Source organism: Micromonospora avicenniae, assembly GCF_900156065.1.
Taxonomy (GTDB): Bacteria; Actinomycetota; Actinomycetes; order Mycobacteriales; family Micromonosporaceae; genus Micromonospora; species Micromonospora avicenniae.
Map to the genome: position 1 here is coordinate 1 of NZ_FTNF01000013.1, position 13,051 is coordinate 13,051.

The window sequence follows — 13,051 nt, forward strand, 5'->3', positions numbered from 1 at the left end:
TGCTCGTCGTCCAGGGCGATGTGCGACTGGGTGCCCTGGGTGCCGTGGGGGATCAGCTTCGCGGTGTCCACGGCCGGCTTCTTGTCCGACTGCACGACCGCGACGGGCTTGGCGTCCACCGCCGGGGTGGCGGCGTGGGCGGCGATCGGGCCGCCGGCGATGCCACCGGCGAACGCGAGACCAGCGATACCGAGAATGCTCTTCCGCATGATCGTGTTCATGATCAAAGCTCCTTCAGGGGTGATGACCCACCAAGGGGGGTGGGTCAGCGCCACGAACCGGCGCTTCGAAAGCAAGGGGGGAAGTCTGTGGGCACCCGTGAAACACCGGGGGGGTGTTCACGGGGGGCGGGTGTCCCGGGGTGAGGCGGGGAGGCTTCACCGCGCCGGGACCGTGTTCAACGACCCGCAGGCCGCCATCATTCCCGGGGCTTGCCGGGCTTGCCGCTGTGACACGGGGCCGGGGGTCGTGCGGCGCGAACCGTGTTCAACGACCGCGGGCCACCGTCATTCCCGGGGGCCTTGCCATACCCGGCGGATACACCACCGGGCGGGCTGCTACCTCGGCCGTCAGGGGGTGTTCAACGCCGGCGGCCCGGCCACGATTCCGGCCCGAGGATGCCACCGGTCACACCCAGAACCCCACCAAACCACCCAACGGGGCGGATCCGGCCATCCCGCCCCGGGCACGAACCGGACACGACCGCCCAGCCACCCCCACCCGACGCATGGTCAACTCGACATCCATGAAGTCGGGGCATCCGAGCGTCTCGGACACCCCGACATCAAGGAACCCGAGTCGATCAACCATCGGGGGGGCGTCCCCACGCCTTTGCCATCACGATCGGGAGCTGGTCGTTGTGCTGGCAGTCGGCCCGCTGACAGGCGCCGACCTGGGCGGTCAGGTCGGCCACGCCGGCAAGGACCGGCAGCTGCACGAAGGTGGGGCAGCGGGCGTGGTCGGGGCTGAGTGTGCGCCCCGGCCATCCGGGTCGGCCCGGACAACGACCTGGCCGACTGCATCACCTACGACGAGCACTGACGGACGACGAACTTCGACTGTCGAGTACGAGTGCGAGCTCAGGCCAGCCCGTTCGCCTCCCGGATCACGGTGACCAGTTCGTCCACGACGCCGGTGAGGGCGAAGTCCCTCGGGGTGAAGACCCGGGCCACCCCGGCGGCCCGTAGCTGCTCCGCGTCGGGGGCCGGGATGATGCCGCCGACCACCACCGGCAGGTCGCCCCGCCCGGCGTCGCGCAGACCGTCGAGCACGGCCGGCACCGCCGCGAGGTGTGAGCCGGAGAGGACGGAGAGCCCGACCAGGTCGACGTCCTCCTCCACCGCGGCCGCGACGATCTGCCCGGCGGTCAGCCGGATTCCCTGGTAGATCACCTCGAAGCCGGCGTCACGGGCGCGTACGGCGATCTGTTCGGCGCCGTTGGAGTGCCCGTCGAGTCCCGGTTTGCCGACCAGTAGCCGCAGCCGGCCGACGCCCAACTCGCGGGCGGTCGCGGCGACCCGCTGCCGGACCGCGGAGAGTCCGGGATCCGCGCCCGCTCCGGCGGCTCCGGTCAGGCCGGTGGGTGCCCGGTACTCGCCGAAGACCCGGCGCAGCGCGCCCGCCCACTCCCCCGTGGTCACGCCGGCCCGTACACACGCCATCGTCGCCGGCATCAGGTTCGTCGTGGTAGCCGCGTCGGCCCGCAGCCGGGCCAGCGCCGCGTCGACCGCCGCCGGGTCACGATCGGCCCGCCAGCGGCTTACGGCGATCGCCGCGTCCGCCTCGACCGCCGGGTCGATCTGTTCGATCGCCTCGGCACCGGTCGCGGTCAACGGCGAGGGCTCGGTCTCGGTGAACCGGTTGACGCCCACCACCACGTCCGAGCCGGCCTCGATCCGGCGTCGCCGCTTGGCCAACGAGGCGACCAGGGCGCTCTTCAGGTAACCGGTCTCGACCGCGGCGACCACGCCCCCCATCTCCAGCACCTTGTCCAGCTCGGCCCGCGCTCCGGCGACGATCTCGCCGACCAGCGCGGTCATCACGTGCGAGCCCGCGAAGAGGTCCGGATACTCGAGCAGGTCCGACTCGTACGCGAGCACCTGTTGCATCCGCAGCGACCATTGCTGGTCCCACGGACGGGGCAGACCGAGCGCCTCGTTCCAGGCGGGCAGCTGCACCGCGCGGGCCCGCGCATCCCGGGACAGCGTGACGCCGAGCATCTCCAGCACGATCCGCTGGACGTTGTTCTCCGGTTGCGCCTCGGTCAGGCCCAGCGAGTTGACCTGCACCCCGTAGCGGAACCGGCGCTGCTTCGGGTCGGTCACGTCGTACCGGTCGCGGGTGATCTCGTCCCACAGCGCGCAGAAGGCCCGCATCTTGGCGACCTCCTCGACGAAGCGCACTCCGGCGTTGACGAAGAACGAGATGCGCTGCACCACGTCGCCCATCCGCTCGGCGGGCACCTGGCCGCAGTCGCGGACCGCGTCGAGTACGGCGACCGCGGTGGCCAGGGCGAAGCCGACCTCCTGCACGGGCGTCGCGCCCGCCTCCTGGAGGTGGTACGAGCAGATGTTGACCGGGTTCCATCTCGGCATCGTCTCGAGGGTGTGGGCGACGAGGTCGGCGGTGAGCCGTAGGGACGCTGCCGGCGGGAAGATGTACGTCCCCCGGGAGAGGTACTCCTTGATGATGTCGTTCTGGGTGGTGCCGGAGAGCATCGAGGCGGTCCAGCCCTGCTCCGTGGCCACCGTGCCGTAGAGGGCAAGCAGCCACATCGCCGGCGCGTTGATGGTCATCGAGGTGTTCATCTCGGCGAGCGGGATGCCGTCGAAGAGGGCCCGCATGTCGCCGAGGTGGGCGACGGGGACACCGACGCGGCCCACCTCGCCGACGGCAAGCTCGTGGTCCGGGTCGTACCCGGTCTGGGTCGGCAGATCGAAGGCGACCGACAGGCCGGTCTGCCCCTTGGCCAGGTTGCGGCGGAAGAGGGCGTTGGTCGCGGCGGCCGAGCTGTGCCCGGCGTACGTGCGCATCACCCAGGGACGGTCACGCTCGGGCAACCGGCCAGGTAGACCCTTCTCGTCCATGGCGGGAGTCTAAGTTACCGTTCAGTAAAACGGGCTGTGGAAAACCACACACGTCCATGTCGAGGACACCCGGGCACGGACGACGTGACGTGGCTCCGACCACCACACCCCGCCCTGCCTACGACCGGGGCCACGCAGCACACTTGAGGGCATGGATGACGAGCTGGCGATCTCCGTGCGGGGGCTGCGCAAGGCGTACGGCGACAACGTCGCGGTGGCCGGCGTGGACCTCGACGTCCACCGGGGCGAGGTGTTCGCGTTACTCGGCCCGAACGGGGCGGGCAAGACCACCACGGTGGAGATCCTGGAGGGCTACCGCCGGCGCGACGCGGGCGAGGTACGCGTGCTGGGCAGCGACCCGGCCGCACCGGCCGGCGACTGGCGATCCCGGGTCGGCATCGTGCTCCAGGGCACCGGCGAGTTCGACGCGCTGACCGTGGGCGAGGTGGTGCGGCACTTCGCCGGCTTCTATCCGGACGCCGAGGACCCGGCGAAGGTGATCGAGCGGGTCGGGCTCGCCGACAAGGCACGGGCCCGTACGCACACCCTCTCCGGCGGGCAGAAGCGCCGCCTCGACGTGGCGCTGGGCATCGTCGGCCGCCCCGAGCTGCTCTTCCTGGACGAGCCGACGACCGGCTTCGACCCGGAGGCGCGCCGGGAGTTCTGGGAGCTGATCCGCGACCTGGCCGCGGCCGGCACCACGATCGTGCTCACCACCCACTACCTCGACGAGGCCGAGGCGCTGGCCGACCGGGTGGGCGTGATCGCCGGCGGCCGGCTGGTGGAGGTGGCCACGCCCGAGCAGCTCGGCAACCGGCAGGCGGCCCTGGCGACCGTCTCCTGGCGTACCCCGGCGGGCGCGGTGGAGAGCGCCCAGAGCGCGACGCCGACGGCGCTGGTGGCGGAGCTGGCCGAGCGCTTCGGCGGTGAGGTGCCGGGCCTGACCGTGACCCGACCAACCCTGGAAGACGCCTACCTCACGATGATCGGACACCGATGAGCACCACCACGAAGCCGGCGGCCCCGATCGCCACCTCTCCGGCCCGAAGGCCCGGTGCGGTCGCGCTGGGGCTCCGGCAGGGCCGGCTGGAGATCACCCAGTTCCTGCGCAGCCGGGAGTCCGTCGTCTTCACGATGGGCTTCCCGGTGATCATGATCCTGATCTTCGCGGCGATCTTCAACGACGAGATCGCCCCCGGGGTCAGCTACACCCAGTACTTCATCACCGGCATGATCGCCACCGGTCTGATGACTGTCAGCTTCCAGAACCTCGGCATCTGGATCCCCATCGAGCGGGACCGCGGGGTACTGAAGCGCTACCGGGGCACGCCGATGCCGAAGTGGGTCTACTTCGCCGGCAAGGTGGTCATGGTGGTGGCGATCGGCGTGGTGGAGACGCTGCTGCTGCTCGCCGTCTCGGCCGCCTTCTTCGACCTCGACCTGCCGGCCACCGCCGGGCGCTGGCTCACCTTCGTCTGGGTGGCGGTGCTCGGCGTGACCGCCTGCACGCTCTGCGGCATCGCCATCTCGTCGCTGGCCCGCACCGCGCGCAGCGGCTCGGCCGTGGTGACCCCGCTGGCGCTGGTGCTCCAGTTCATCTCCGGGGTGTTCTTCGTCTTCACCGAGCTGCCCGGTTGGATGCAGCAGGTGGCCGCGCTCTTCCCGCTGAAGTGGATGTGTCAGGGGCTGCGCTCGGTCTTCCTGCCGGACGGCTTCGGGGCGCAGGAGGCGGGCGGCTCGTTCGAGCTCGGCAGGGTCGCGCTCGTCCTCGGCGCCTGGTGCGTGATCGGCCTGGTGCTCTGCCTGACCACCTTCCGCTGGACCAGCCGCCGCGACGGCTGACCCAGGCCCGCCGGGCGCCGGTGGCGCTCCCGGACCGGGGAGCCCGCCACCGGAGCCTGCCGCAGGTTCCCGTCAGTACGTGTAGAAGCCCTTGCCGGTCTTTCGGCCCAGGTCGCCGGCGGTGACCATGCGCTGGAGCAGCTCCGGCGGGAAGAACTTCTCGTCGGCGGTGTCGGCGTAGATGTTCTTCGCGGCGTGCAGCAGCACGTCTGCGCCGGTCAGGTCGGTGGTGGCCAGCGGACCCATCGCGTGACCGAAGCCCAGCTTGCAGGCGGTGTCCAGGTCCTCGGCCGAGATGACGCCGGACTCGACCAGCTTGACCGCCTCGACCACGAGCGCGGCGATCAACCGGGTGGTGACGAAGCCGGCGATGTCCCGGTTGACCACGACCACCGTCTTGCCGATCTCCTCGGCGAAGGCCCGGACGGTGGCGAGCGTGGCGTCGCTGGTCTTGTAACCCCGGACCAGCTCGCAGAGCTTCATCATCGGCACCGGCGAGAAGAAGTGGGTACCGACGACCGACTCGGGGCGCTCGGTGACCGCCGCGATCTGGGTGACCGGGATGGCGGAGGTGTTGGTGGCGAGAACGGCGTCCGACTTGCAGATCTTGTCCAGCGCCCGGAACACCTCGTGCTTGATCTCGATCCGCTCGAAGACCGCCTCGACCACGATGTCCGCGTCGGCGGCCGCCTCCAGGTCTGTGGTGGGGGTGATCCGGCCCAGCGTCGCCTCGACCTCGGCCGCCTCGATCTTGCCCTTCTCGGCGAACTTCTCCAGCGACTTCCGGATGCCGTCGACGCCCCGCTTCGTGGCCGCGTCGTCCAGGTCCCGGAGGGTCACCTGCCAGCCCGCCTGCGCCGCCACCTGGGCGATGCCGGAACCCATCAGCCCGGCCCCGACGACCGCGAGTCGACCCGCCATCTGCTCTCTCCCTCGCCTGATTGAGTGCTTGCCAGCACCCTAGTCGGCGACGCTGAACGATGGCTAAGCCGGTTGCGCTCAGATGGTGAGGTCCGGTTCCTCGGGCGCGGTGCCGCGCTCGACCTCGACGCCCAGGGCCCGCAGGTCGGCGACGAAGTCCGGGTAACCGCGGTCGACGTGGTGCACGTGGGAGACCTCGGTGATCCCGTCCGCGCAGAGCCCGGCGATGATCAGTCCGGCCCCGGCTCGGATGTCGGTGGCCCGCACCGGCGCACCGGAGAGGTACTCGCGGCCGCGTACGACCGCGTGGTGGCCGTCGGTCTTGATGTCCGCGCCGAGCCGCATCATCTCGTTGGCGAACATGAAGCGCCCGTCGAAGATGTTCTCGGTGATCAGGGAGGCGCCGTCGCTCACCGCGGCCAGTCCGATCGCCATCGGCAGCAGGTCGGTGGCGAACCCGGGAAAGGGCAGCGTCACCACGTCCACCGCGTAGGGCCGGTCGTCCATGCGGATCCGGAACGCGTCCGCCCGCGTCTCCACCAGACCGCCCGCGGCGACGAGCTTGTCGAGCGCGACCTCGAGAAAGGCCGGGTCCGCCCCGGTCACCGTCACGTCGCCGCGGGTCATGGCGGCACCGAACGCCCAGGTGCCCGCGACGATGCGATCGCCGACGGTGGCGTGCCGCGCCGGCCGCAGCGTGGGTACGCCTTCGATGTGCAGGGTGGACGTGCCGGCGCCGGAGATCTGCGCGCCCATCTCCCGCAGCATGGTGCAGATGTCCACGATCTCCGGCTCGCGGGCCGCGTTGTCGATCACGGTGGCGCCGCGGGCCAGCACCGCGGCCATCACCAGGTTCTCCGTGGCGCCCACGCTGGGGAAGTCCAGCATGATCTCCGCGCCGTGCAGGCCGTGCGGCGCGGCGGCGATGACGAAGCCGTGCTCGCCGGAGATCTCGGCGCCCATCCGGGTCAGGCCGGAGATGTGCATGTCGAGCCCGCGCGAGCCGATGGCGTCGCCGCCCGGGTGGGCCACCCGTACGTAGCCCTGGCGGGCCAGCAACGGCCCGAGCACGCAGATGGACGCGCGCAGCCGGCGGACCAGGTCGTAGTCGGCGTCGGTGCCCAGCTGCTCGGGCACGTCGATGGTCACCGACCGGGACCGGGCCACCCCGCCCCGCGCCACCATCGGATCCACCGGGTCGTCCGCGTCGAACCGGACGTCACAGCCGAGCCGCCGCAGCACCTCGCCCATGATCGCGATGTCGGTGATCCGCGGAACGTTGGTGATCACACTGCGCCCCGGGGCGAGCAGCGCGGCGGCCATCAGCTTCAGCGCCGAGTTCTTCGCCCCGACCACGTGCACCGTCCCGGCCAGCCGGGCACCGCCGCGCACCCGGATGACGTCGACGTCGTTGACCGCGGTATCACCCGCGTCTCCGGGACCGACGGTGGCCGGCCACCCGGGCGCGCCCGGCCGCACCGGAATCGTCAGGTCCGGTATCCGTAGGCTGTGCGTCATGGCCGTCCACCTCACGCGCATCTACACCAGGGCCGGCGACGCCGGCACGACCAGGCTGAACAACAACGAGCAGGTGCCGAAGACCGATCCGCGGATCGCCGCGTACGCCGATGTCGACGAGTGCAACGCGTCGATAGGCGTCGCACTCGCCCTCGGTGAGCTCGCTGACGAGGTTCGGGCGGTGCTCGGGTCGATCCAGAACGACCTCTTCGACGTGGGCGCCGACCTGGCCACTCCCGTCGAGCCGGAGCCGAAGTATCCGCCGTTGCGCGTCACCGAGGAGTACGTCGAGCGCCTCGAGGGCTGGTGCGACGAGTTCAACGCGCGCCTGAGCAAACTCGACTCCTTCGTCCTCCCCGGCGGCACCGCGGGTGCGGCACTGCTGCACGTGGCGCGGACCGTCGCCCGGCGCGCCGAGCGTGCGGCGTGGGCGCTGGTCAGCCACGACCCGGAGCGGACCAGTGCTCTTCCGGCAAAGTATCTCAACCGGCTCTCCGATTTGCTCTTTATCCTGTCAAGAGCGGCGAATCCAGCCGGAGATGTGCTCTGGGTTCCGGGCGGGAAGCGCTGACCGGCGGCCTGCACCACGTCGAGGTGTGGGTCCCCGATCTGGCCGCCGCTGAACATTCCTGGGGCTGGCTTCTCGGCGAGTTGGGCTGGGAAATCTTCCAGGAGTGGCCGGCCGGCCGCTCCTGGCGGCTCGGCGAGACGTACCTCGTACTGGAGGAGTCCCCGGCGATGAGCGGGCGGCGGCACGACCGGCTTGCTCCCGGCCTGAACCATCTCGCCTTCCACGCGGGCCCGCCAACCGCCGTGGACCGGCTGGTCGCGGCGGCGCCGGCGTACGGCTGGACGTTGCTCTTCCCGGACCGGCATCCCCACGCCGGCGGCCCGCAGTCGTACGCCGGCTACCTCACCGACGGCCAAGGCTACGAGGTAGAACTGGTCGCCACCAGGTAACGGCAGTTGATCGAAACAGCGCCTGAACGGCGCACAGCCCCCGGCGAGGGTTTCCGGGGAGCCCGCCCGGCGCAGGGATCAAGCCTGACCGCCCGGAGCCGGGTGGGCTCCCCGGAAACCCCAACGGTGACCAGCGAAGACGGCTCAGGCCGCGGGCCAGTCCTGGGCGGCCAGACGCGACGAGACCGCCCCGGGTGGGGCGGCCTCGAGCCAGGAGAGGAAGCCGGTCACGGTCGACCGTGCCATGGCGATCTCGACCGGAGCGTGGTGACTGGTACACCGGAGAATCACCCAGTCGGCGGGCATGGAGAAGCGCTCCTGCCCCTCCGGCAGCCGCCGCCGCTCCACCACGAGCCCGTCGCGGTAGAGCACCCGCTTGGGACGCAGAGCGAAGCTGAACAAGCGGTACCAGCGCAGCTCGTCCCCGACGAACCTGCCGAAACCGGGCGACCAGCCACGGCCGTCGAGCAAGGTGGAGACCCGGACACTGAGCCGGATGGTGCCACCGCTACGGGTGAACAGGGCCCGCCGAGCGAAGAGGATCAGGAGAGCGCCGAGGACGACGGCGATTCCGATTCCGATTCCCTCGACGATCTCCATCGGCGGTGCTGGTCAGCGACCCTGTGCGGTGGAGGCCGGGGTGGCGCTCTCGGCGAGGACCGTGACGCCTTCGGCGCTCACGGAGAGGAAGCCGCCGGCCACCTCGTACGACACCTGCTCGCCACCGGCGAGCTTGATCCGCACCTGACCGGGCTCGGCGAGCTGGCCGAGCAGCGGCGCGTGCCCCGGCAGTACGCCGAGCTCGCCCTCGGTCGTCCGGGCGACGACCATCTCGGCCTCGCCGGACCAGACCCTCTCCTCGACGGCTACGAGCTCGACGTGAAGCTGCTGTGCCACGCTGTCTCCTTGCTGGGCGGCGGAATGGGCAAATTCTAGTCCTGCCACCACCGCTTACCCAACGCGGGTGGCGAGAGACGTGCCGCAGCTACTTGTTCTTGTTCTGAAAACTGGGGTGCTCGAGAAGGAACGCGTCGAGCTGCTCGTCATGCAGCGCGGTGAAGAAGTCGTCCACGCCGGCCTGGAACTTCTCCCCCTTGTACGTCTTGCCGTTGAAGACGGGACCTCCGGGCAGCTTGATCATCTGGATCGTGTTGGGGCGGATGTCCTTCAGCGCGAGAGCGAAGTCCAGCACGCTGTGACCCCGGCCGTTGAAGATCAGCGATTGGCCGCCCGCGCGGATCACCCGGTCCAGCTTGATCGGGTTGGTCACCACGTCGGCGCTGAACGCCTGCCCCACCATCGCCTTGATGAACTGCTGCTGGTGACGCTGCCGGCCGTAGTCCGCGTCCGGCACGCCGTTCTTCGGGTAGCGCTGCCGGACGTAGTCCAGCGCCTGCCAACCGTTGAGGTGGTGGTTGCCCTTGGTGTAAACCGCCTGCGGCCCGATGTAGCCCTCACCGTTCGGGTTGCCCTGTCGGTGCGTGCCATCCGGCTTGAGGTGTTCGGAGCGCACCTCGCGCTCGATGTACATGTCGACGCCGCCCATCGCGTCGACGATCTTCTGGAAGCCGGTGAAGTTGACGATCGCACCCGCGTCGAACCGCTTGATGCCGGTGATCTCCTGCACCGTGGTCGCCAGCAGTTCGAAGCCGCGGGCGGCGTCCGGGTTCTGCCCCGGCACCCGGCTGCCGAACGACATCGCGGCGTTCAACTTCGTGGTCTCACCGGGGAAGTCGGCCTTCGGGAACGCGGGGATGTCGACGTAGAGGTCGCGCGGCAGCGAGAAGAGATAGGCGCGGTCCATCGTGGCGGGCACGTGCAGCACCATGATCGAGTCAGCGAGCGGCGGCGTCTTCGGATTGCGCGGGTCGATGCCCACCAGCAGGATGTTGAGCGGCCCCTTGATGTCGCTCTTGGGCGGAGCGGCGGCGCCGGCTGCCTCATCGCCGAAGAGGTCGGCCTTGCCGACGGCCCCCTCGTACCGGGCCTTGAGCGCGGCGGTGCCGACCAGGGCAGTCCCGCTGAGCACCATCAGCACGGTGCCGAAGATGGTGCAGATCCGCGCCCAGCGCGGGATGCCCCGCCAGGTGGACCGCTTCCGGCCGTTCTTACCGGCCTTCGCCACAACTGTCTCCGTTCATCACGCCGCTTCCCTTGAACCTGAAGACGGCGCGCGTCCTCGAAAAGGTTGCACCGATCCACGTTGACCAGGTGTGAAGGTGCGATGAACGCTACCTCGCATCTGCGCCTTCGCCGAAAGCGAGGAACGGAGCAGTGGGGACCGTACAGGCCGAAGGTGAACAAAAGGCCGCCCCGGCATTGCCGGGGCGGCCTTTTTCGTCAGAGCTGAGTCAGCTCTTCATCAGTTCCTCTGCCTTGCGCTCCAGGTCATCCAACCCGCCGCACATGAAGAACGCCTGCTCAGGGAAGTGGTCGTACTCACCCTCGCTGATCTTGCGGAACGCCTCGATGGTCTCCTTGATCGGGACCGTCGAGCCCGGCACGCCGGTGAACTGCTCCGCGGCGTAGGTGTTCTGCGACAGGAAGCGCTCGATCCGGCGAGCCCGGCCGACCGTCACCTTGTCTTCCTCGGAGAGCTCCTCGATACCGAGGATGGCGATGATGTCCTGCAGGTCCTTGTAGCGCTGCAGGATCCGCTTCACCTCGGTGGCCACCGCGAAGTGCTCCTGGCCGACGAACTCCGGGGCGAGGATCCGGGACGAGGACGCCAGCGGGTCCACGGCCGGGTAGATGCCCTTGTCGGAGATCGACCGCTCCAGGTTGGTGGTCGCGTCCAGGTGGGCGAACGTGGTGGCCGGCGCCGGGTCGGTGTAGTCGTCGGCGGGCACGTAGATCGCCTGCATCGAGGTGATGGCCTGGCCCCGGACGGAGGTGATCCGCTCCTGGAGCTCGCCCATCTCGTCGGCCAGGGTCGGCTGGTAACCCACCGCGCTCGGCATGCGGCCGAGCAGCGTGGAAACCTCGGAGCCGGCCTGGGTGAAGCGGAAGATGTTGTCGATGAAGAGCAGCACCTCCTGCTTCTTGACGTCGCGGAAGTACTCCGCCATGGTCAGCGCGGAGAGGGCGACCCGCAGCCGGGTGCCCGGCGGCTCGTCCATCTGGCCGTAGACCAGCGCGGTCTTGTCGATGACGCCCGACTCGGTCATCTCGGCGATGAGGTCGTTGCCCTCACGGGTCCGCTCACCCACGCCGGCGAAGACCGACGTACCACCGAAGTTGCGGGCGACACGAGTGATCATCTCCTGGATGAGCACGGTCTTGCCCACGCCGGCACCGCCGAACAGGCCGATCTTGCCGCCCTTGACGTACGGGGCGAGCAGGTCGATCACCTTGATGCCGGTCTCCAGCATCTCGGTCTTCGGCTCCAGGTCGGCGAAGGCCGGTGCCTTGCGGTGGATGCCCCAGTGGTCGTCCGCCTGGAGCGTCTCACCCTCGGTGAGGTTGAGGACCTCGCCGATCGCGTTGAACACGTGACCCTTGACGCCGTCACCGACCGGAACGGTGATCGGCGACCCGGTGTCACGCACCACCGTGCCACGGACCAGGCCGTCGGTCGGCTGCATCGAGATGGCGCGGACCAGGTTGTCACCCAGGTGCTGGGCGACCTCCAGGGTCAGCGTCTTCTCACCGCCGGAGAGCGTCACGTCCACGTGCAGGGCGTTGAACAGGTCAGGCATGGCGTCGCGCGGGAACTCGGCGTCGACGACCGGGCCGATGACCCGGACCACGCGACCGGTGGCCGTCTTGGTCTCTACTGGGGCAGTCATCACACTTCACTTCCCGACGCGGCCAGCGCGTTCGCGCCGCCGACGATCTCGCTGATCTCCTGGGTGATCCCGGCCTGGCGGGCCGAGTTCATCTCACGCGTGTACTTCTCGATCATCTCTTCGGCGTTGTCGGTGGCCGCCTTCATGGCCCGACGCCGGGCCGCCGACTCACTCGCCGCCGACTCGATCAACGCCGCGTAGATCCGCGTGTTGATGTACTTCGGCAGCAGCGCGTCGAGCAGTGCCTCCGCCTCCGGCTCGAACTCGTACGCCGGGAGCAGACCCTCGGACCGCGGACGGTCCTCGACCTGCATCGGCCCGATGATCTTCGCGACCGGGTTCTGGGTCATCAGGGAGTGGAACTCGGTGTAGACGATGTGCAACTCGTCGATGCCGAGCACCCCGTCCGCCCCGGCGCCGCCGTCCACGTCGTCCGCACCGGCCGAGAACGCCTTGATCAGCGTCTCCCCCACCGCGCGGGCGTCCGCGAACGACGGCTGCTCCGAGAAGCCGGTCCAGTTCGCCTCGATCGGCCGGTTGCGGAACCGGTAGTAGCTGACGCCCTTGCGACCGATGACGTAGAGCACAGGCTCCTTGCCCTCAGCTGCGAGCCGGGCGAGCAGAGACTCCGCCGTCCTGATCGCGTTGGAGCTGTAACCGCCGGCCAGGCCCCGGTCGGCGGTCACCAGCAGGACGCCCGCCCGCCGCACCCGCTCACGCGGGGTGAGCAGCGGGTGGTCGATCCGCGCGTTGGACGCCAGCGCAGTGAGCACGCCGGTGATGGCCTGGGCGTACGGCAGGGACGCCTCCACCCGCGCCTGGGCCTTGGCGATCCGGCTCGTCGCCACGAGCTCCATCGCCTTGGTGATCTTCTTCATCCCCTTAGCGGAGCGGATCCGCTGACGAAGAACGCGTACCTGGGCCGCCATGAGTCAG

General features: G+C 69.8%; 12 protein-coding genes and 1 pseudogene. 4 read left to right on the forward strand and 9 right to left on the reverse strand.

Going from position 1 to position 13,051, the window contains the following annotated elements; translation table 11 throughout:
- Both BXA10_RS19750 and BXA10_RS19755 read right to left on the reverse strand, forming a co-directional pair.
- Positions 1-221 (reverse strand): annotated as a pseudogene (locus BXA10_RS19750) (hypothetical protein); the annotation flags it as partial.
- A gap of 858 nt (positions 222-1,079) precedes the next feature.
- Complete coding sequence (locus BXA10_RS19755; RefSeq protein ID WP_076471900.1) at positions 1,080-3,086, reverse strand: protein meaA; 2,007 nt, start codon at positions 3,084-3,086, stop codon at positions 1,080-1,082.
- Positions 3,087-3,237: 151 nt separating this feature from the next.
- On the opposite strand from BXA10_RS19755, the gene BXA10_RS19760 reads away from it, so the two are divergent.
- Positions 3,238-4,086: an ABC transporter ATP-binding protein gene (locus BXA10_RS19760; RefSeq protein WP_076471901.1), complete on the forward strand. Its 849-nt coding sequence runs from the start codon at positions 3,238-3,240 to the stop codon at positions 4,084-4,086.
- A complete protein-coding gene (locus BXA10_RS19765) occupies positions 4,083-4,928 on the forward strand; it encodes an ABC transporter permease (RefSeq protein WP_076471902.1) in 846 nt (281 codons plus the stop codon). Before BXA10_RS19760 ends, BXA10_RS19765 begins: the two co-directional genes overlap by 4 nt.
- A 72-nt stretch (positions 4,929-5,000) precedes the next feature.
- On the opposite strand, the gene BXA10_RS19770 is transcribed toward BXA10_RS19765, so the two are convergent.
- Together BXA10_RS19770 and murA are read right to left on the reverse strand one after the other, a co-directional pair.
- A complete protein-coding gene (locus tag BXA10_RS19770; RefSeq protein WP_076471903.1) occupies positions 5,001-5,849 on the reverse strand; it encodes a 3-hydroxyacyl-CoA dehydrogenase family protein in 849 nt (282 codons plus the stop codon).
- A gap of 78 nt (positions 5,850-5,927) precedes the next feature.
- Entirely contained in the window at positions 5,928-7,367 is a 1,440-nt protein-coding gene (gene murA / locus BXA10_RS19775; protein ID WP_076471904.1) for a UDP-N-acetylglucosamine 1-carboxyvinyltransferase, read from the reverse strand.
- On the opposite strand from murA, the gene BXA10_RS19780 reads away from it, so the two are divergent.
- Positions 7,366-7,938, forward strand: coding sequence for a cob(I)yrinic acid a,c-diamide adenosyltransferase (locus tag BXA10_RS19780; RefSeq protein WP_076471905.1), 573 nt, complete (start codon positions 7,366-7,368; stop codon positions 7,936-7,938). The genes murA and BXA10_RS19780 overlap by 2 nt on opposite strands.
- Positions 7,914-8,327, forward strand: coding sequence for a VOC family protein (locus BXA10_RS19785; protein ID WP_076472244.1), 414 nt, complete (start codon positions 7,914-7,916; stop codon positions 8,325-8,327). The genes BXA10_RS19780 and BXA10_RS19785 overlap by 25 nt, the downstream gene beginning before the upstream one ends.
- Positions 8,328-8,471: 144 nt before the next feature.
- On the opposite strand, the gene BXA10_RS19790 is transcribed toward BXA10_RS19785, so the two are convergent.
- From BXA10_RS19790 to BXA10_RS19810, 5 genes are all read right to left on the reverse strand, one after another.
- The gene (locus BXA10_RS19790) at positions 8,472-8,927 is read right to left on the reverse strand and encodes a DUF2550 domain-containing protein (protein WP_076471908.1); all 456 of its coding nucleotides are present in this window, start codon (positions 8,925-8,927) and stop codon (positions 8,472-8,474) included.
- A gap of 12 nt (positions 8,928-8,939) precedes the next feature.
- On the reverse strand, positions 8,940-9,224 hold the full coding sequence (locus BXA10_RS19795) for a F0F1 ATP synthase subunit epsilon (protein WP_076471911.1): 285 nt from the start codon (positions 9,222-9,224) through the stop codon (positions 8,940-8,942).
- 88 nt (positions 9,225-9,312) lie between these two features.
- The gene (locus BXA10_RS19800) at positions 9,313-10,452 is read right to left on the reverse strand and encodes an LCP family protein (RefSeq protein WP_076471913.1); all 1,140 of its coding nucleotides are present in this window, start codon (positions 10,450-10,452) and stop codon (positions 9,313-9,315) included.
- Between the two features lie 226 nt (positions 10,453-10,678).
- Positions 10,679-12,115: a F0F1 ATP synthase subunit beta gene (gene atpD, locus BXA10_RS19805; protein ID WP_076471916.1), complete on the reverse strand. Its 1,437-nt coding sequence runs from the start codon at positions 12,113-12,115 to the stop codon at positions 10,679-10,681.
- Positions 12,115-13,044: a F0F1 ATP synthase subunit gamma gene (locus BXA10_RS19810; protein WP_076471918.1), complete on the reverse strand. Its 930-nt coding sequence runs from the start codon at positions 13,042-13,044 to the stop codon at positions 12,115-12,117. The genes atpD and BXA10_RS19810 overlap by 1 nt, the downstream gene beginning before the upstream one ends.
- Between the last annotated feature and the right edge of the window lie 7 nt (positions 13,045-13,051).